Annotated in this window: 17 protein-coding genes; 8 read left to right on the top strand and 9 right to left on the bottom strand. The window is 46.8% G+C overall.

The features are described 5' to 3' along the window. Window positions 1-168: 168 nt before the first annotated feature. The 3 genes from Q0257_RS08710 to Q0257_RS08720 all read right to left on the bottom strand — a co-directional run bounded on the left by Q0257_RS08710 (window position 169) and on the right by Q0257_RS08720 (window position 2842). Window positions 169-336 carry a hypothetical protein gene (locus Q0257_RS08710; RefSeq protein ID WP_298024122.1) on the bottom strand — a complete coding sequence of 56 codons (168 nt, stop codon included), beginning with the start codon at window positions 334-336 and terminating at the stop codon, window positions 169-171. Further along, the gene (locus Q0257_RS08715; RefSeq protein ID WP_298024124.1) at window positions 311-1054 is read right to left on the bottom strand and encodes a hypothetical protein; all 744 of its coding nucleotides are present in this window, start codon (window positions 1052-1054) and stop codon (window positions 311-313) included. The genes Q0257_RS08710 and Q0257_RS08715 overlap by 26 nt, the downstream gene beginning before the upstream one ends. A gap of 858 nt (window positions 1055-1912) precedes the next feature. Beyond that, entirely contained in the window at window positions 1913-2842 is a 930-nt protein-coding gene (locus Q0257_RS08720; RefSeq protein WP_005873085.1) for a ribose-phosphate pyrophosphokinase, read from the bottom strand. A gap of 782 nt (window positions 2843-3624) precedes the next feature. On the opposite strand from Q0257_RS08720, the gene Q0257_RS08725 reads away from it, so the two are divergent. Beyond that, on the top strand, window positions 3625-3783 hold the full coding sequence (locus Q0257_RS08725; protein WP_298024127.1) for a hypothetical protein: 159 nt from the start codon (window positions 3625-3627) through the stop codon (window positions 3781-3783). After that, a complete protein-coding gene (locus Q0257_RS08730) occupies window positions 3780-4001 on the top strand; it encodes a hypothetical protein (RefSeq protein ID WP_298024131.1) in 222 nt (73 codons plus the stop codon). Before Q0257_RS08725 ends, Q0257_RS08730 begins: the two co-directional genes overlap by 4 nt. A gap of 37 nt (window positions 4002-4038) precedes the next feature. Here the strand turns inward: Q0257_RS08730 and Q0257_RS08735 are convergent, their stop codons facing one another. Genes Q0257_RS08735 through Q0257_RS08760 form a run of 6 tightly spaced genes read right to left on the bottom strand, consistent with a single transcriptional unit; the run spans window position 4039 to window position 8770 of the window. Next, window positions 4039-4836, bottom strand: a complete 798-nt coding sequence (locus Q0257_RS08735; protein ID WP_298024135.1) for a YgcG family protein — start codon at window positions 4834-4836, stop codon at window positions 4039-4041. Continuing rightward, window positions 4833-5426, bottom strand: coding sequence for a hypothetical protein (locus Q0257_RS08740; RefSeq protein WP_298024137.1), 594 nt, complete (start codon window positions 5424-5426; stop codon window positions 4833-4835). Before Q0257_RS08740 ends, Q0257_RS08735 begins: the two co-directional genes overlap by 4 nt. A gap of 15 nt (window positions 5427-5441) precedes the next feature. After that, a complete protein-coding gene (locus Q0257_RS08745) occupies window positions 5442-6155 on the bottom strand; it encodes a LemA family protein (protein WP_297945944.1) in 714 nt (237 codons plus the stop codon). Continuing rightward, a complete protein-coding gene (locus tag Q0257_RS08750; protein WP_298024139.1) occupies window positions 6152-7165 on the bottom strand; it encodes an alanine racemase in 1014 nt (337 codons plus the stop codon). Before Q0257_RS08750 ends, Q0257_RS08745 begins: the two co-directional genes overlap by 4 nt. Then, window positions 7158-7403, bottom strand: a complete 246-nt coding sequence (cmeU, locus tag Q0257_RS08755; RefSeq protein WP_298024142.1) for a CmeU family protein — start codon at window positions 7401-7403, stop codon at window positions 7158-7160. Before cmeU ends, Q0257_RS08750 begins: the two co-directional genes overlap by 8 nt. After that, complete coding sequence (locus Q0257_RS08760) at window positions 7400-8770, bottom strand: phosphomannomutase/phosphoglucomutase (RefSeq protein WP_298024145.1); 1371 nt, start codon at window positions 8768-8770, stop codon at window positions 7400-7402. The genes cmeU and Q0257_RS08760 overlap by 4 nt, the downstream gene beginning before the upstream one ends. Window positions 8771-8868: 98 nt before the next feature. On the opposite strand from Q0257_RS08760, the gene Q0257_RS08765 reads away from it, so the two are divergent. From Q0257_RS08765 to Q0257_RS08790, 6 genes are all read left to right on the top strand, one after another. Then, window positions 8869-9360, top strand: coding sequence for a CreA family protein (locus Q0257_RS08765; protein WP_298024148.1), 492 nt, complete (start codon window positions 8869-8871; stop codon window positions 9358-9360). Between the two features lie 309 nt (window positions 9361-9669). Further along, a complete protein-coding gene (gene ccsA / locus Q0257_RS08770) occupies window positions 9670-13092 on the top strand; it encodes a cytochrome c biogenesis protein CcsA (RefSeq protein ID WP_298024151.1) in 3423 nt (1140 codons plus the stop codon). 747 nt (window positions 13093-13839) lie between these two features. Further along, window positions 13840-14346, top strand: coding sequence for a ubiquinol-cytochrome c reductase iron-sulfur subunit (petA, locus tag Q0257_RS08775; RefSeq protein ID WP_298024154.1), 507 nt, complete (start codon window positions 13840-13842; stop codon window positions 14344-14346). Window positions 14347-14355: 9 nt separating this feature from the next. Next, window positions 14356-15615, top strand: a complete 1260-nt coding sequence (locus tag Q0257_RS08780) for a cytochrome bc complex cytochrome b subunit (protein ID WP_298024157.1) — start codon at window positions 14356-14358, stop codon at window positions 15613-15615. A 2-nt stretch (window positions 15616-15617) separates the two neighbouring features. After that, a complete protein-coding gene (locus Q0257_RS08785; RefSeq protein ID WP_297922817.1) occupies window positions 15618-16721 on the top strand; it encodes a c-type cytochrome in 1104 nt (367 codons plus the stop codon). Between the two features lie 219 nt (window positions 16722-16940). Next, window positions 16941-18872: an FTR1 family protein gene (locus Q0257_RS08790; protein WP_298024160.1), complete on the top strand. Its 1932-nt coding sequence runs from the start codon at window positions 16941-16943 to the stop codon at window positions 18870-18872. Window positions 18873-18915 lie beyond the last annotated feature (43 nt).

The following is an 18915-nucleotide window of genomic DNA, read 5'->3' on the forward strand; positions in this document are numbered from 1 at the left end:
TAGCGAAGCGGCGGACAAGATCGTAGCAAATTTTAAAAATGACGCACTCTTTTCGTTTGATAATTTGGGGCGGCTAAGCGAGGTGAAGTTCGCCGTATAGAGCCGCAAATATTGCGGCATGCATTCGAGGCTTTGAAATTTACGCCGTGAAATTCTTCTTCGTAAATTTTATATCTTAACATTTTCATCCTTAGAATTTTGCTCGGTAAAATTTAGATCGCAAAATTCCGCCGTGCGAAATCCTCTTAAAATTTTACGTTGCAAAATTCTGTCGCTAAATTTACGCCAAATCTCTAAATTTAAATCAAAATCAGTCGCCGTCGATGTCGAAGTCAAGATGCTCTTTGAAGTAGGCGCGCAACCTGCGGCGGTCGTTGTGACCGGGCGTGATCGCAAACCACAGCACGCGGTCATTTAGATCCTTGCCGCGGATCAGCACGGTGTCGCGCAGCAAGATATCGTGAAAGTCGCCGTTTAGCCGCCACGACGAGAGCGCCTTGGCGAAGAAAAATATCACGACGCCCACGACCATTATCACGAACGCCATCCCCACGCGCTCGCTCATGGCGATACCCACTAGCCATAGCACGATCATCGATCCGATCCCGAATGTAAAGAACTGCTCGTATTTTACGTAGCGGGAGTGGTTAAGCGCCGTGTAGCCGGTGCAGGTGCGCAAAAAGCCTGGAGTGAGCCTAATGTAGTCGATGTTAAAGAGCAAAATTTCGCTCTTGCGCTCGTTTGAAACGAAGGTAATTGCGTGGTCGTTAAATTTAAACAGCCCGCCGCCGTCGCGTCCTTGATACCAAGCTACGCCGGCGATCAAAAGTCCTAAAATCCCGCCTCCGCCGCGACCGCGTCCGTCGCCTAAAAAAATTTCATCTAAATCAAGGCCGGCCGAAACGCCGTAAAAAAATATAAAGGCCATCATCGCAATGACGAATATTACGATGAAGGAGTTGTCGTTTTTGATGCTAAATCCACCTGCACTCGTGGTTCGTGCGCCGCGGCTGCGAAGGGCGGCTTTGTAGTCTTTGGTAGTAAAAGTAGGCATAAAGCTCCCTTTCTTTCGGGCTTGCAAAACAGCTTGCGCACGCTTTTAAAGCCCGTTTAAAACGGTGGAATTTTATAAAATTTCAGATCAAATTCGGATTAAATTTCAAATTTGAATAGGCTTTAGAATTTAAATGGGTTTCAAATTTAAAGGATTTGAAATTTAGCCGACGAACTTAATATCACAATAAAGCACTACAGAAGCTTTGTGGGCGAAGCTACTCCGTTAAGAGCGGCGAACGCTTGGGAAATACGGCATTTTGAGTCTTACAATACTCTAAAATATAAAGAATTTCGGCACTAAATTTAAATGTGATCGGCGGGTGTATTCTTGCCGGCGCGTGCTACGGATTTCGCGGCGAAATTTAAAAACGCGGTTTGCATGATTTAGCGAGTGCGAGTTTTACAGAAGCTCGGCCATATAAGACAGATGGCGAATGCGCGGCAATTATCATAAATTTAAAGCGCGGGGCACTGCGCGGTCTCATCGAATATATGGAAAATTTTACGGCAAATTTAAAACGCAGTCTAGCGGAGTTAATATGGCCGATTAAAATGCGGCTTGCAGCGGTTGGTGCGGCAAATTTGCTCTGTGGTTGCAGTTAAATTTTTCCGCCGCGCGGAGTAAATACCGCGCAGAGGTTAAATTTGCCGCGTAGAAGCTAAATTTCGCGTCGCAGTTAAATATCTCTGTCCGCAATAGTCAAATCGCAGCGAGCTCAAACGCCGTAAATTTAGAGCCCGCAGGCATAAGCGCTTGACTTGCAGCTGAGCCGCGATCTTTTATTATAAGATGCCTATTGTTCGCATTCCCGCGGCTGTTTAAAACAAACCGCGCCGCATTTTAAATTTTAAAATTTTATTTGAATAAGCTATTTACGCTCTCGTCGTGATATACGCGCCTGATGACCTCGCCGAAAAGCGGAGCGACGCTGATTACCTTGATGCGGTCGCTTTCCTGCTTTAGCGGGATCGTGTCGGTCACGACTAGGCCGTCCAGCGCGCCGCTTTCGATGCGCTCATATGCCGGGCCGCTTAGCACGGCGTGCGTGCAAAACGCGCTGACGCTCTTCGCGCCCTGTTCCTTAAACGCGCCCGCGGCCTTGACGATAGTGCCCGCGGTATCGATCATATCGTCGATTAGGATCACGTCCTTGCCCGCGACGTCGCCGATGATGTTCATCACCTCGCTTTTGTTCGCCTCCTCGCGGCGCTTATCGACGATGACGAGATCGAGCGAGAGCTTTTTGGCAAAGCTTCTAGCGCGCGCGACGCCGCCCACGTCGGGGCTGGCGATGATAGGATTTTTTAAATTTTTCTCTTTCAGGTAGTCCAAAAATATCAGCGAGCCGTAGAGGTTATCGACCGGTACGTCGAAAAAGCCCTGTATCTGCCCCGCGTGCAGATCCATCGTGACGACGCGGTCGATCCCCGCCGTCTGCATCATATTTGCCACGAGCTTCGCGCTGATCGGCACGCGCGGGGCTGCCTTGCGGTCTTGGCGAGCGTAGCCGAAGTAGGGCACGACCGCCGTGATCGAGTTCGCGCTGGAGCGCTTCAGCGCGTCGGTTAGGATCAGAAGCTCCATCAGATTGGAGTTTGCGGGCGCGCATGTGGGTTGGATGACGAAGACGTCCTTGCCGCGCACGCTCTCGCCGATCTGGACGCTGATTTCGCCGTCGCTGAAGGTTTTGATCGCGCACTCGCTAAGCGGCAGCGAGAGATATTTGGAGATTTTTTTGGCAAATTCGGGATTTGCGGTGCCGGAGAAAATTTTATATCCGCGCATTTTGATGACCTTTGGATTGAAATTTGCTCGAATTCTACACCAAAAGCGCTAAATTTTAGCTAATTCGCCCGCCGCGCTTGCGTAAAATTAATAAGCAAGCATCGCGAACCGCCGCCCGTTTGCGAGATAAATTTTTAAAATTTCAGGGCGGCTCGGTTCGCCGCGGTCTTACTTGAGCGAAATTTTAGCTGCGGATTACTGCGTTCGCGGGCGATCGGAGCCTGCGTTTTTGCACGAGCAGCCGCGCAGATTGCGGGCAAAACCGTATCGTAAAGTTTGATGAAAGTCTGAGAGAGCGCATCAGGCGGGAGCACGGTACGGCTAAAGTCGTATCGCGGAGGGAGAGGCGCCGATTAGCGAGGAATTTTATATTCGCTATGCAAACGCGCAAATTTTATTTTTGAACTGCGGAGAGTGCGTTTAAATTTAAATTTTGAGCTCGCACGAGACAGACGCGCGGATACCTGCAGCGCACTAAATTTAGACTGCCGCGGCGTATAAATTTTAGATCGCCAGCGCGGTTAAATTTAAAGCCTGCTTTGCTTTGGTGAAAATTTAGAGCTCGCTTTGACGATCAAATTTAAAGCTTACTTTTTAGAGCTCGATCGTGCGCTGCGAAATTTTAAAATTTATCGCGCGACTTTGGTCTGTCGCGTAAATTTAGACACCGCCTTTGCCGTTTAAATTGTAAAAACCGAAAAGCTATGAGTACGAATTGAGAGGCAGGTCGTTACATAGATTCTAGTGCGGATTACGACATAAATCTCGTCAAGGGTCACGGCATGAACCCAAGCATGGATTATTACGACATACGCCTCGGAGCGTATCGAGACATAAATTCTAACAGGCATTGCACCGCAAATTTTAAAATTTCAAACGCAAATTTAAAAACGAATTTAGCAGTTTTAAAAGTAGACTTAAGGACGGATTTTAGATTATGAAATTTTTAAATTTAAAAGTTGCTGCCGCCGTACTCGCGCTGCTGCTCGCAGGCTGTGACGGATGGAAGCACCATCTAAGCAGCGACGGCACCTCGCTCGCCTCCAAGTTTGACCTCTCCGAGCGCACGCTAAAGATTGAGGCAACGACAAGCCGCTCATGCTGTTTTTCTATACCAGCAGCCGAATTTAGAAATTCTGAAATTTTAAAATTTAGATAAAATTCTACGATTTGGAATTTTGATAAAATTTCTGTGGCTACCAGCTTCCGCTAGCACCGCCTCCGCCGAAGCTTCCGCCGCCCCCACTGAAGCCGCCTCCGCTAAAACCGCCACTTCCTTTAAATCCGCCAAAATTCCCAGATGGGCTGCCTCTCATGCGCGATGAGCGCGCGATTTCGCTTATGATGTCTGCGCTCGAGATTATATCCTCGTCGCTTCTTCTGCGGCGCGTCACGCGGCGGCTTAGTATCGCAAAAAGCAAAACCGCAAAAAGCACCATAAAGATCGCAAAGTCCTTGTTGCTCGGATCCTGCTGCGCGTTGGCGTTAAGCGGATCAAATTTTATATCGCCGCCTTCGATCGTGCTAATGATCGCTGAAATCCCGCTAATGACGCCACTTTCGTAATCTCCCTGCCTAAAATAGGGCAGAATTTTATTGCTGATGATACGCTTGGCGCGCATATCGGTTAGCACGCCCTCTAGCCCGTATCCGACCTCGATACGCACTTTATGCTCGTGTGGAGCGACAAGCAGCAGTACGCCGTTGTCGCGCCCTTTTTGCCCGATACCAAGAGCGCGCGCCTGCTCTACGCCGATTTCCTCGATAGAGTAGTCTCCGAGCGATTTTAGGCTTATGAACATGATCTGGTTTGTGGAATTTTTATCGAAAGTCGTTAAAATTTCATTCAGACTCTCTCTCGCGGCTGGGCGTAAAATGCCAGCCTCATCTATTACAGCGGTGCCGTTTGGATGGGCTAGATACTCGCTAGGTGCGGCGACGCTTATTACAAATAGCGCCATTATGGCAAAAGCAAATCTCCAAGCCACTCTCATTGCAGCTCCACCAAGGTCTCTTTTATCTCGTTATTTTCGCTATCTTTAGGCACTCGCATGGCTAGCTCGCACAGCGCGTCCATCGCCTTTAAAACAGCAGGCTCAAGACCTTGCGTGCTGGGGTTAAATTCCGTCGTGATACGTTCAAACTCACCCTTAGAGATAAACTCCGCCGCTTGCGCGCCGCAGATGATATGAGCGCAGCGCTCGCGGACGCAGACGCAAAACATTATCGCTTCTTTTACGCTGCCGTAGCGCTCGTAAAATTTTTGCATCGCAAACTCGCCCGAGAGCCGAAGTCTGCGAGATTTAGGTGTGATTAGAGTTAAAAGCGCGGGACATTTAGCTAGCAGAGCTTTAATCGCTATGAAGCTGAGCGCTACGATCTGCAGTAGCTCAGCTTTGCTTATTTGCGGCACGAAGCACAGAACGATGCCGATCGCAAACGCCGTCACTGCCGCCGCGCTGTAGCTATATTCGCAGTCCTCTCTTGCTTCACGCGCGACTACGCAGACGATCTGCGCACCGCTTGTAGCTTCGGCTTTCGTGATTAGCTCGTGGATTTTTTGCTTGCACTGCTCGCTTAGCATTTGCCGCCTTTAGCGTTATTTAAACGAGACGCTAGGGGCTTTTTGGCTTGAGCTATCAGCGCTAAAGCTAGGTTTGGCGCCGCCTAGTCCTACTATGCGCGCGATGATGTTTGTAGGAAAGGTCCTAATTAGCTTGTTGTATTCCTGCACCGAGGCGATGTAGTCCTTGCGCGCTACGGCGATGCGATTTTCCGTGCCTTCGAGCTGATTTTGCAGGTCGGCGAAATTCTGATTTGCCTTAAGATCCGGATAACGCTCGACTACCAGCATCAAGCGTGATAGGGCTGAGCTAAGCTCACCTTGGGCGCCGTTAAATTTCGCAAACGCTTCCGGATCTTGCGCTAAACTTTCTGCATTGATATTGACAGCGGTTGCCTTAGCGCGGGCATTTATGACGCCTTCTAAGGTATCTTTTTCATGGCTTGCGTAGCCCTTGACGGTTTCTACGAAATTTGGAATCAAATCGGCGCGGCGCTGATATTGGTTTTGTACCTGGCTCCACGCGGCCTTAACTTCTTCATCTTTGCTTACGAGTTTATTGTAAACCGGCACTGCAAATATCGCAAACGCAATCGCCGCAATCACTAAGACGATTAGAGCTTTGATTAAGATATGAAGCCCTCCTTTTTGGCGCGGATACTCTCCTCCGCCAAAGCTCTCGCCTCGCGCGGATAAGCCTTTATCGTCGTAACCTATACGCTCGTTATTTTCTCCTTGCAGCTCTTTCATTGAAATCTCCTTGGGATGTTGGAATTTAATTTGACTAAAATTTCATATTCGATCGTACCGAAGCGCTTTGCCCAGGCCCGCGCATCGTCCAGCACGCAAACTCGCTCTCCGCCGAATTCTGCGCAGAAGCTATCCATCGACATTTTTCCGAGCATTTTTTGCCCGCTTGCAAGCGCTAACTCGCCCTCGCCGTCGTAGCGAAATAGCCCATCTGCGTAGCCCAGATCGTATGTGCCGATCCTCATATCGCGTGGCGCTTCAAATTTCGCGCCGTAGCCCACGCGCTCGCCTTTTTTCAGCACGCGCGAGCTGATTAGATCGGCATAGAGCTTTAGCACGGGGTGTAAATTTAGGCTCTCGTCAAATTGCGGATATCCAAATTGCGCCATACCCACGCGCACGTATTCGTCCTCAAAGCCCGCTCTGCGCTCGATAGCTGCGGAGTTGCTCGAATGAAATTTTAAATTTCCAAAGCCCGCGGCGGCGGCTTTGTGCCCCGCAAGCCACTTAAATTCTATAAAATTTTGCCTTTGTGCGAAAAAATCTCCACTTAGCTCGTCGCTTGCGCGAAAGTGCGTGAAAAAGCCGTGAAGCTTAAATCCGCCCTGCTTGCATAGCCTAAGCGCCTCATCTAACTCGCTCGCACCGATGCCGTTTCTATGCATTGCGGTATCTGCAGCGATATAAATTTTAAGCCCTCGTTTAAGACGCGAGAAGTAGCTCAGATCATTTACCGCGTAGTAAAACCGCTCATCCTCGTCCCCGCGCGGAATGTGCGAGAGCACTAAAATTTCATCAAATAAATCCGCAATCTGCGCAGCTTCCGCAGCACTTCGCGTTACGGCGCGTACGAAGCCTAGCTTTGCCGCTTCCTCGCAGCAAAGCCTGCAGCCATGGCCGTATGAATTATCCTTGGCTACTAAAAATACTCGCTCCGCTTCACCTACTTTGGCGGCAATTTGCGCTAGATTGTGCGCATAAGCGGCGCGATCTAAGATGATCTCAGACATCGAAATTTAGTCCGTAAGTGCGGTATAAATATGGCAGCAGCTTGCGCGTGGCGTAGTCGTATCCGTAGAATTTCGCATAAATTTCTTTCAAGTTAGCCGCGCCTGCGCGCTCGAAATCAAACACGTCGGTACCCGCGATTTTTGGCACGCGCTCATCTAAGAATTTAAAAAATTCCGCTCTCGCAGCCAAAAGCTCTTTTATATTTTTCTCAACCTCTTGCTTTTCAGATTCGTTCATCTCTGGTCCTTTAAATTTTCTAGTTTACCTAAAAATACGCGCTGCATCTCGTCGCGAAACTCAGGGCTAGAGGCCTCGAAGCGAGTTACGATCACAGGCGTGGTGTTGCTTGCCCGTACGAGCGCCCAGCCGTTATCAAACCGCACTCTGATGCCGTCGATCTCGATAATATCGCGGATGGGTGGCAGCTCCGCGATACCTGCGTGGATTTGAGCTTTAAGAGCCTCGATAATCTTAAATTTCGCCTCCTCGCTCGTATTAAATTTAATCTCATCGGTGCTAAAAACCTGCGGCAGCTTGTCTAGCTCGGCGTCTAAATCATATCCTTTAGCTACGAGCTCAAGCACGCGCATCATCGCATATACGCCGTCATCAAAGCCGAAATATCGCTCTTTAAAGTAAATATGCCCGCTAACCTCGGCGGCAAGATCGATGTCAAGCTCCTTCATCGCCTTTTTGATATTGCTGTGGCCGGTCTTGCCCATGAAGCTTTTGCCGATCTTATCGATGGCGTCATACATCGCTTGAGAGCATTTAACCTCGCCTAGGATGCGCGGATGGGTCATATTTAGGGCAAGCAGGCAGGCTAGCTCGTCGCCTTTTATATTGCGGCGCGGCGTAAGCACGGCGATCCTATCTGCATCCCCGTCAAAACCAAAACCCAAGCTCACGCCGTCTTGCTTCATCGCGACTTTAAGATCCGCTAAATTTTTCTCCTCGCTTGGGTCTGGGTGGTGGTTTGGAAAGTTGCCGTCTGGCTGCGGGAACAAAACTTTAGCGTTTAGCTCCAGCCTTTCTATGATTTTAGTAGTCGTAACGCCCGCAGCTCCGTTTGCGCAGTCGATTATAAAAGGCGCGGCAAAGCCCTTAAGAGCCGCAAATTCCTTCTCAAAATATGCTAGATACTCGCTTAAAATGTCGTACCTCTGGGTGCTTGTATCGGTTGGAATTTCAAAATTTGAACCGATCAGCTCCTGCACCTGCGCACCCAGACATTTCAAATCCGCGCCAAAGAAGCTGTCCGTGCCGATCGTTATTTTGAAGCCGTTGTAATTTTTGGGGTTGTGCGAGCCGGTGATCATTACGTTTGCGTCAAATTTATGCGTAAATACGCTAAAATAGCCCACCGGCGTCGGCAGCAAGCCGATATTATAAACTCGCAGTCCGGCAAAATTTAGCCCGCTTACGAAATAGCCAAAAAGCTCAACCGCGCTAAGACGGGCGTCGTATCCCACGCTAACGCGCTCAAGCCCCAGATTTGCGATATGTTTGCCAAGCGCGAAGCCGATCGCCTTTACGCTGCGCTCGTTTAGCTCCTCACCCACGATACCGCGAATATCGTATTCTCTAAAGATATCTTCTATCATAAAATTCCTTTAAATTTAAATCGCGGTATTTTATAAAAACTTGCTTAATATTTATATTATAAATGATAAAATCGCCGCTAAAATTCCAAAGGATGGTTATGAAAAAATTTATTCTAGTAGCGATTTTAGCGGCTTTTGCTTTTGCGGGCGATTACGAGCTCGTAGGTAGCGTAAATACTTCGTTTAGAATTTTTGGCAAAGACGATCGCATCGAAGTTATCGCGGTTAAAGATCCTAAGATCGACGGCGTGACCTGCTACGTCTCTTACGCCAAAAAAGGCGGTGCCAAAGAGATCATCGGCGTGGAGGAGGACCGCTCCGAAGCCTCTGTGTCGTGCGTGCAGACAGCGCCTAAAATCATCATTAAAGAGGAGCTGAAAAAAGAGGATATTTTTGAAAAACGCAGCTCGTTAATCTTCAAAAAGACCCACGTAGTTAGGCTTTACGACGCGGTGCAGGGCTCGCTAATCTATTTGGTTTATTCAGACAAAGTGATCGATGGCTCGCCTAATAACTCGATCTCGGCGATCCCATGCCGCCAAGCTGTGGGCGACGTGTGCGAGCTCGCATATACCCAAGGCAAAAAATAATAAGAAGGAATTTCGTAAAGATAAAATCTTATCGCAGCGGAATTTTAAATTAGAAATTACGCGATGAGATGACGCATGAAATTTACATAGAATTTTACCAAATTCTGCAGCATTTTACAAAATTTATCCGCGCCGTTAAATTCCTGCGCGAATGCCTAAGGCGAGAATTCTACTGCTTTATCAAAGCATCTTAACGCATATTCGCACTACGCTAGTAGGCGTGCGCTTGCAGGTCGTAAAATGAAAAATTAAGCAATTTTTGCTAAAATCTCGCGATTTTGAAAACCCTCGTAAATCTAAAGGAAATCAATGAAGACATTTTTTAGTATGGAGTGCGCGTCAGTGATGCTACTGATTTTGGCGCTAGCCTGTGCGATCGCCACTTTCATAGAGACCGCTTACGGCACGGAAGTAGCTTGGGCGATGGTTTATTCTACTGCATGGTTTGGCGCGCTGATGGTGCTTTTGGGAGTAAATTTAACCTACAATATCTATCGCTACCGCATGATTAAGCTTCGCACTCTGCCTGCGCTAATCTTTCACGCGAGCTTTTTGTTTATGCTTGCTGGAGCGATTTTGACGAGATATTTCGGCTTTGAGGGCAATATCCATATAAGAGAGGGCGGCGAGAGCTCGATCGTAACGACTAAAGACGAGGTCGTTCAGCTTCTTACTTTAGGCAGTGACGGCGAGTTTATATCTGCTGACGAGAGCAAATTTTTAAACGGCGCAGGACGGATGAACTTCGATCTCAATCTAGACGTAGAGGGCAGGATCGCAAATTTAAAATTTAAAGAGCTAATAGAACACGGCGAGCTAAAATGGGTGCAAGATCCGACCGGACAGGCTCCTGCGCGCGTGGAGCTATTATTTTCAAACAATGTCGGTAGTCAAAACGTCTCCTTGCAATCGGGCGAAAGCATGGAGATAGGCGAGCTTAGTATCACTTTTAATGCAGAGCCTAAAAGTAAGAATTTCATCTACATAAAATCCAAAGACGGCAAATTCTATCTAAACTCAAATCTTGATATAAACGCCACTAAAATGGCTGATATGAGCACTGCGCCGCTTAAGAAAAACGAGGATAATCCGCTAGGCAATCTCTTGCTTTACAGCTTCGATGGGATAAATTTTGCCCCTGTTAGCCTGCTTAGCTCAGCGGTCGAGAAATTCGTCCCGGTCGATGCGAATTTACCGGGTGAGCCCGGCGTAGTAGCTACGCTAAGCTTTGCGGGGCAGAGTCGCGAAATCTACGTACCTAGGGATTCGCATGGTGCTAGCTACAAGGTGGGTGATAAGAATTTCATCGTAGCCTTGGCGCCAAAGATGCTTCATCTGCCTTTTAAAATCGCGCTTCGCGACTTTGTGATGGATCGCTATCCAGGCACCAATTCGCCCTCCGGATATAAAAGCGAAATCACGCTAAAAGACGGCAATTCGAGCTTTGATTATGATATTTTTATGAATCACGTGCTCGATTACGGCGGATACCGATTTTTCCAAAGCTCATACGACACGGATGAGCGTGGTACCGTGCTTTCGGTCAATAAAGACCCCGGCAAAGCTCCAACTTACATCGGCTATTTTTTGCTTTGCGTGGGGATGTTTTTTAACTTTTTCAACCGGGGCTCGCGCTTTTTCAAGCTTTCGCGCTTAATTAGCGAAAATACGCATCTTGCTACAGAAAAAGATGTAAATTCTAAAAATTCCGCGTCTAGCTCGGTGCCCGCAAGCTCCGCAGAAAGCTCCATATCAAAACGCACCAAAAAATCGCGACGCGGCACTAAAGGTGCGGCATTGGCATTAGTAGGCGCGTTGGCTTTGAGTTTGGCCGCATTGTATCCTAGCGCAGCAAATGCCGAACAAAACTCCACGGCACAAAATTCTACTTCGCAAAATTCCGCCTCAAATGCAGCCGCAGAAAATTCCGCGCCGCAAAGCCCGGCTAGCGTGCAAGATCCCGCTTCGCAAAATTCCGTGCAGAATTCCGCCGCTGAAAATTCCAATCAAAGCTCCGCTTCGCAAGAATCTGCGGCGGAGCAAGACTCCATCCCTCCGCATAATTTTTCTACTATGGGGGGCGAGCTGACCGTGCCGAAATTTGATCCTAAATTTAGTGAGGATCTAGCAAGCCTAGTAATTCAGGGATTTGATGGGCGAATGGAGCCTTTCGATACCGTTTCTAGGGAGCTTTTAAATAAAATTTACCGCGCCGACGACTACAAGGCGCCAAATGGCGAAATTTTAAACCATAACGCCGCCGCGCTTTCGTTTATGCTAAATCAAAGCTACTGGAGGCGTGCGCCGATCATCAAGGTTAGCGAGCCGGAGCTTAAAAAAATTCTAGGTATGGATGAGAAGCAAAGCCACGCCAGTATGATGGATTTTTTTGAATTTAAAGGTGGCGAGAGCTACTACAAGCTCGATAAAATGGTCGAGGAGATCAACCGCAAGCCTTTGGGCAATCGCGGCGTGCTAGATAAAGAGATCATCAAGGTAAATGAGCGCGTAAACGTCTTTTACTCGGCGTTTATGGGGGATTATTTTAGAATTATTCCGGTTAAGAACGCTAAAAATAACGAGTGGCTTTCGCCGCTATATCTAGGCGATGCGCTGGATCAAAACGAATCTGCTGAAGTTAAAAAGATGATGGGAATATTCGTTTCGTCCGTGGTCTATGCCCAAGAAAGCGGGGATTGGAGCGGCGCAGAAAAGATGCTAAGCTACGTCAAAAAATACCAAGCACAAAACGGCGCAAATTTAATGCCTAGCGAGAGCGCAATAAAATATGAAATTTTATTTAATAAGGCTAAAATTTTTTCTCGCCTCTTTCCGATCTACACTATCTCGGGATTTTTGCTTCTAATCTTTATCTTTTTGCGAATGATGAAGCCTACTCTTCGCTTAGGCGGTGCGTTTAAGCTCGTTTACGTCGTAAATATCGTCGCCTTCATCGCGCATACCGCAGGCCTTGCGCTACGCGGCTACGTCTCGGGGCACGCGCCGTGGAGCAACTCCTACGAATCGCTCATCTACATCGCATGGGCGCTGTCGCTAAGCGGAATATTTTTCTCGCGCAAATCCGCTATTTCGCTGGCGCTAACGTCAATAATGGCGGGCATAACGCTGATGGTGGCGCATCTTAGCGACATCGATCCGCAAATCACCAATCTCCAGCCGGTTCTAAAATCGCACTGGCTTACGATCCACGTCTCGGTAATCACCGCGAGCTACGGATTTTTAGGTCTTTGCATGCTGCTTGGAATTTTTACCCTCGTAATGTTCCTGTTTGACAAGAAAAACCCCGAGATCGCGCGCAATATCACGGAGGCTACGCATATCAACGAAATGTCGATGATCCTAGGGCTTTGTTTGCTGACGGTCGGCAACTTCCTAGGCGGCGTGTGGGCGAACGAAAGCTGGGGGCGCTACTGGGGCTGGGATCCGAAGGAGACCTGGGCGCTCATTACGATTTTCATCTACGCGGTGGTCGTGCATTTTAGGTTTATGCCTAAGCTCAATAATCAGTTCGCCTTTGCCGTAGCCTCGATGTTTGCGTATTTTAGCGTCATAATGACCTATTTTGGCGTAAATTTCTACCTAAGCGGCATGCACTCTTACGCTAGCGGCGAGCGTATTCCGGTGCCGGGCTGGGCGTACGCGATGATCGCTTCGATGGTGGCTCTTGCGATCGCGGCGTATTTCCGCTCGGGCAAATCGGCTAGGCTTTAGATAGGCGGGGTCCAAATTTAAGAATAATAATTTTGAAATTTCGCCCGGATTTCGCAGTTTGCCGAGGCTTTATGGATTTATGAAATTTATCTTTAAATTTTGGCTAGGCTTTAGGATCCCGCAGAATTTTATAGAATTTTACGGCTCGCGATTGCGCTAAATTTTAAAATTTTGCATCGCGACAGAATTTTTTGATGCTTGAAATTTTAAGATGTCGTAAAATTCTAATGATTTGGAATTTGCACCGCTATGGGATTTTAATGTTTTAAATTTTACTTCTAGTGGAATTTTTTCATACGACGGAAGCGCGACGTAATTTAGAATTTTAAAATTTCAGCTAGCGCGCTAGTGCAAAATTCGCCCTGCTGCCGCCATAACCGAGCAGTGAAATTTTAAAATTTGATTTTATAAATTCTATGCTCATCTTTAAATTTAAAATTTAAAATCTCGCTCTTTATGAAATTTTATTTATGATGTCGAAATTTTAAAATTTTGCACACCATTGTCGCAATAACTCTTGCGCGACAAAATTTTAAAATTTTAAATTCCGTGCCATGATAGAATATAATAGAATTTGAAAATTTATAAAATTTTAAACTGCGAAAACGCCTCACCAGGCATTAAAATTATCTTAAAATATAATTTAGCTTGTAAGGTTAAGCTAAATTTCTGCTTATAATCATATTGATTTAATCTTTATTTGGCTAAAATTGAGGCTTGTCAATTTCTTAATTTGAAAGGATAAAGATGTCTGATCTAAAACAGGATAGACGAGGCTTTATCGGGCTTACTTTCGGCGCGGTTGCCGCTGTGGGTGGCGTTTTCGCACTCGTGGGGATGAAGAAATCGTGGGATCCGCTTCCTAGCGTGCGCGCCGCCGGCGTCACTACGGTAGATCTAAGTCCGATCAAAGAGGGCGAGCTTTATCAAACGCAGTGGCGCAAAAAGCCGATTTTCGTGCTTAAAAAGACCGCCGATATGCCTAAAAACGATGCCCGTGATGTCGTCGTAGGAGATGCTAGATATACGCTTTGCATCGGCCTTTGCACGCATTTAGGCTGTATTCCTAGCTACAAGCCATCGACGCAACAATTCATCTGTGCATGTCACGGCGGGATTTTCGATGCTAACGGCGTAAACGTATTTGGTCCGCCGCCGCGTCCTATGGATATACCGCCCTTTAAAATCGACGGAACGAAACTCGTTTTAGGCGAAGAGGGCCCCGAATACCAAGCCCTAAAGCAGAAAGTATAGGAGGCGCAGATGGCACATATCAGAAAGGCTACGGGAGTTTGGGATTGGTTCGACCAAAGGCTCGCCGTAACGAAATTTTTCAAGGTGATGGTAAGCGAGTATTGGATTCCTAAAAATATCAGCTTCCTTTGGGCGATGGGCGTTATTTTGATGACGCTATTTATAGTTTTGTTCGTTAGTGGACTAATGCTCGTGATGTATTATAAGCCAGATGTCAATTTGGCATTTGATAGCGTAAATTTTACGATTATGAAGGAGGTCGAATACGGTTGGCTATGGCGACATATCCACGCGGTATCGGCATCGGTCGTATTTTTGATCTTATACATTCATACTTTAGTAGCTATTTATTACCGCTCGTATAAGCAAGGGCGAGAGATGATTTGGGTAAGCGGAATGCTGCTTTTCATCATCTTTTCGGCGGAGGCTTTTAGCGGCTATATGCTTCCGTGGGGGCAGATGAGCTACTGGGCAGCGATGGTTATTACAAATTTGTTCGGCGGAATTCCAGTAGTGGGCGATGCAATAGTCGAATGGATTCGCGGCGATTATGCTGTTAGTGATCCGACGCTGACACGATTTTTTATGCTTCACGTCTGTTTGCTACCTCTTGTGGTGGTTGCGGTGCTGGCGGTGCATTTCTATTCGCTTAGATTTCCGCATGTAAATAACCTAGACGGCGAGGAGATTGACTTTGAGCTCGAGGGCGAGAAGTATTTGGAAGGAAAAACTAGCGAAAGCAAGGTAATTCCGTTTTGGCCGGGCTTTTTGGCGAAGGATTTTTTCTATGTCAGTATCTTTATGATATTTTTCTTTTATCTAGTGGGTTTCCACTTCGATTTTGCGATGGATCCTATAAATTTCGAGCCTGCAAACAGCCTCAAAACCCCGACGCATATCTATCCGGAATGGTACTTCCTTTGGGAGTATGAAATTTTGCGCGGATTTTACTTCGACGTAGGACCGCTTAAGGCCGCCGACATCGGGCTTATCGCATTTGCATTCGCCGGAGTTTCGCTATTTTTTATCCCGCTATTTGATCGTAGCAGCATAGTAGCGCCCGCACACAAAAACAAGGCGTTTTTCATTTGGTTTTGGGTTTTGGTAATCGACATGATCCTGCTTAGCCTCTTCGGCAAGCTCCCTGCAGACGGCGCGGAGCTTGGTATCGAAAATAAATACTGGGGCTTTGCTTTATCGATCGTCTATATTGGATTGCTCGTCGTAGTGCTTCCGTTGATCACGATCGCAGAAAGAAAGAGGGTCTAGCCATGAAAGAGATAAGAACCCTAATCTTAGTGCTTTTTTGTGTGGGAATTTTATACTGGTTTATCGAGCCTTATGCTCATACTAAGCTCAGTCCGCACACCGATCCGGTAAATTACGACTTTGCAGCAGGCGATACGGCTTTAGCCGCGCATAACGTAGCCGCAGCAGAAAGCGCTTTGGCCGCAGCTGAAAAAGGCGGGGATGAGACGATGATAAAAAATTCTAAAAAAGCCCTAGCCAGTGCGAAAGAGCAACAAGACAAAACGGTGCTTTTTTGGGACGAGATAAATAAAATAGATCTTAGCAAAGGCGATGCCGTGCGCGGCGCCGAGACCTTTACAAATGCAGGCTGCACCGCATGTCATGGAGTAAAAAGTGCAAATATCCCCGCTCCTATGGACGCGGCAAGCGCTAGTGCCGCATACGGCGTCAATCCTCCGGATCTTAGTAGCGCAGGCTATCTATACACCGATAAATTCTTAGCTGCACTCATCAAAGATCCGATCATGGCTCTTAAGCTAGATCAGAAATTTGGCGACGAAAAGCCTTTTCCGATGCCCGGGTTTTTCGGTGCGGGCGGTGATCTAAATCAAGAGATCGCCGATATCGTAGCCTATCTAAAGTCGCTCGCTCCTAGCGAGGATAAACTAATCGCCTCTGAGGCTGCAGCTAGCGGTATCAAGCAAGGCACCGAACTAAACGAAGCGCAGAAAAAATTCCTTTTAAGTAAGGCAGTTTTTGAGGATGCTTGTCTAAGATGCCACGACGTCAAATATGATAAGCTCTTTGCATCCAGCGACAAGGCTAGCTTAGCTGCGTATATGGGCTCGACGCCTCCTGATCTTTCGATGATGATCCGTTCTAAGGGCGCCAACTATCTACACGAGTTTATCAATGATACGCAAAAGAAGCTTCCAGGCACTTCGATGCCGCGCGTAGGCTTGAACGAAAACGCTGAAGCCAAAGTCGTGGAATATCTAGCTGATGTAGGCGATAGCAAAAAAGCTGAGCGTGAAGCTACAACCATAAATATTATGATCTATTTCTTGATCCTTTCTGTTTTTGCAGGTCTTTGGAAAAGTAAAATTTGGTCGAAACTTCACTAAAATTTTAGCAGTCGGAGTAAAATCCGACTGCCATTTAAAATTCCGCCATATCCTAAATTCTATTAAATTCCATCTATCAAAAAGCTCTTGCAATTGAGAATTTAGCCGCTTTCGTGCTTTATGATAACCGCTTTTTTTATTACTTTTTAAGATTTTTCTACATATAATTGCTACTTAATTTTGAAATTTAATGTATAAATTTAACTTAAGAAGGTTCAGATGAAATTTTTTAAATTTGCGATTTTGGCTCTAATTTTTCCGCTTGCTATGCTTTTTGCGGATACGGATTATCGCGCCGAAGCAGCGACGATAAAAGAGAAATTTGCTCAAGCGATCAAACTTTATGTCGATGGTAATAATTCTGAGGCTAGAAAGATAACTCAAGAGGCGTATTTTGGGCATTTTGAAAATCTAGAAGCCGGTATCCGCATAAATTTGGGACAGAAAAAATCCTACGATATGGAGAAGCAATTCGGCGATATCCGTAAAGCGATCAAAGCAGAAAAGCCTCTAAATGAGATCCAAGCAATGATAGATAATCTAAATCGCGAGATTGATGAGGTTCTGCCTGCGATCGAATCTGGTCATCGTCTCGTAGCCGAGCATCAAGACGGAGGCGACGGCAGCACTTCTGCGCCAGCCTCAGGTGGGAATTCCGCAGCATCCGGTACAACTTCGCCTTGGATGAGCGTCTATACGGAATTTAAAACTGAGCTGGATAACGCTAAAGCTGCGTTTGATAAAAAAGACACTGCTGCGCTAAAAGCTGCGCTAAATCGCGCTAAATTTGATATCTACCGCAACGAACGTCTAGAGGAGGCAGTGCGAAAATATGTCTCGTCTCAGACCGATCAATCAATCCAGCAAATTATCGGAAATCTCTTGCGCGAGGATGCAGATACGGACAAATCAAAATTTGACGAAGCGATAAACGCCCTAGATAATCTAGCATTAAAAGCCGTAAATGATTTGCCGCAAGAAAGCTACTCCATAGCGCCGCAGACTGCGTTAGCACAAAGCGATACTAGCGAGGATGAGGGCAAGGATTTTACGCCGATTGTGCAAAATATCAAAGACAAAATGGCTAAGGTTTTGCAGCTTTACGAGAGCGGCAAGGTTGATGACGCGATCGACGAGAGCGGTAATATTTACTTCGACGAATACGAAGAAAGCGGCATGGAAAACATCGTCGGTGCTAAAAATACTCAACTCAAGCTAGACACCGAAGCAAGCTTTAATAAAATTTCAGCTCTTATGCGCGCAGGCGCTTCCAAAGAGCAGATCGTAGCGGCGCAAAACAAGCTATTTGATCAGCTTACCCAAAGCCTAGAGCTAACGAAGAAATCAAGCAATTGGGATCTATTTTTATACGCGTTTATCATCATCTTGCGCGAAGGATTTGAAGCGCTCATCATCGTAGCCGCAGTCATCGCTCTACTTATAAAATCCGGCAACTCAAAGCACCTAAATATCGTTTACAGCGCTCTTGGCGTAGCGGTTGTGCTAAGTATCGCTACGGCTTACGGGCTGAATTATATCTTCGGTAGTGAAAATGCAGGACAAACGCGCGAAGTGATGGAGGGCGCGGTGATGTTAATCGCCGTGGTGCTGCTATTTTACGTGGGCTTTTGGCTTCTTTCAAATGCAAGCTCCAAAAAGTGGAGCGCCTATATCCAAGGTCAAATTTCAAACAGCCTAAGCTCTGGCGATAGCAAGATGCTTTGGTGGACGGTATTTTTAGCGGTTTATCGCGAGGGCGCAGAGACGGTGCTATTTTATTTGGCGCTACTTTTCGATGCTAAAAGTCCGGCAGCTACCAGCATGGTAGCAGCAGGCTTTGTAGCGGGTCTAGCGGCTCTTATCATAGTTTATATCGTCATCAAAAAATTCTCGCTTAAAATCGCTATCAAGCCGTTTTTCATCGCTACATCGGTCATCATATTTTATATGTCCGTCGTATTTGTGGGCAAGGGCGTGATGGAGTTAGTCGAGGGCAAGGTATTCGTGCCTACCGTAATAGATGGGCTTCCAACGATTACGTGGATCGGATTTTATCCTTACGTGCAGAGCCTCGTGCCGCAAGCGGTGATGATCGTGCTTCTAATCGTAGGAATTTTGATCTTAAAAAATAAGCAAAAAAACAAATCTTAATAAGGAGAGAAAAGATGAAAAAGATTTTTTCAGGTATGTTGGC

The sequence above is a fragment of the uncultured Campylobacter sp. genome (assembly GCF_938018035.1).
Classification (GTDB): Bacteria; Campylobacterota; Campylobacteria; order Campylobacterales; family Campylobacteraceae; genus Campylobacter_B.

Coding starts and splice junctions, on each gene's coding strand:
- Q0257_RS08715 (WP_298024124.1), bottom strand. CDS start 1,054: ATGCCTACTTTTACTACCAAAGACTACAAAGCCGCCCTTCGCAGCCGC.
- Q0257_RS08720 (WP_005873085.1), bottom strand. CDS start 2,842: ATGCGCGGATATAAAATTTTCTCCGGCACCGCAAATCCCGAATTTGCC.
- Q0257_RS08725 (WP_298024127.1), top strand. CDS start 3,625: ATGAACCCAAGCATGGATTATTACGACATACGCCTCGGAGCGTATCGA.
- Q0257_RS08730 (WP_298024131.1), top strand. CDS start 3,780: ATGAAATTTTTAAATTTAAAAGTTGCTGCCGCCGTACTCGCGCTGCTG.
- Q0257_RS08735 (WP_298024135.1), bottom strand. CDS start 4,836: ATGAGAGTGGCTTGGAGATTTGCTTTTGCCATAATGGCGCTATTTGTA.
- Q0257_RS08740 (WP_298024137.1), bottom strand. CDS start 5,426: ATGCTAAGCGAGCAGTGCAAGCAAAAAATCCACGAGCTAATCACGAAA.
- Q0257_RS08745 (WP_297945944.1), bottom strand. CDS start 6,155: ATGAAAGAGCTGCAAGGAGAAAATAACGAGCGTATAGGTTACGACGAT.
- Q0257_RS08750 (WP_298024139.1), bottom strand. CDS start 7,165: ATGTCTGAGATCATCTTAGATCGCGCCGCTTATGCGCACAATCTAGCG.
- cmeU (WP_298024142.1), bottom strand. CDS start 7,403: ATGAACGAATCTGAAAAGCAAGAGGTTGAGAAAAATATAAAAGAGCTT.
- Q0257_RS08760 (WP_298024145.1), bottom strand. CDS start 8,770: ATGATAGAAGATATCTTTAGAGAATACGATATTCGCGGTATCGTGGGT.
- Q0257_RS08765 (WP_298024148.1), top strand. CDS start 8,869: ATGAAAAAATTTATTCTAGTAGCGATTTTAGCGGCTTTTGCTTTTGCG.
- ccsA (WP_298024151.1), top strand. CDS start 9,670: ATGAAGACATTTTTTAGTATGGAGTGCGCGTCAGTGATGCTACTGATT.
- petA (WP_298024154.1), top strand. CDS start 13,840: ATGTCTGATCTAAAACAGGATAGACGAGGCTTTATCGGGCTTACTTTC.
- Q0257_RS08780 (WP_298024157.1), top strand. CDS start 14,356: ATGGCACATATCAGAAAGGCTACGGGAGTTTGGGATTGGTTCGACCAA.
- Q0257_RS08785 (WP_297922817.1), top strand. CDS start 15,618: ATGAAAGAGATAAGAACCCTAATCTTAGTGCTTTTTTGTGTGGGAATT.
- Q0257_RS08790 (WP_298024160.1), top strand. CDS start 16,941: ATGAAATTTTTTAAATTTGCGATTTTGGCTCTAATTTTTCCGCTTGCT.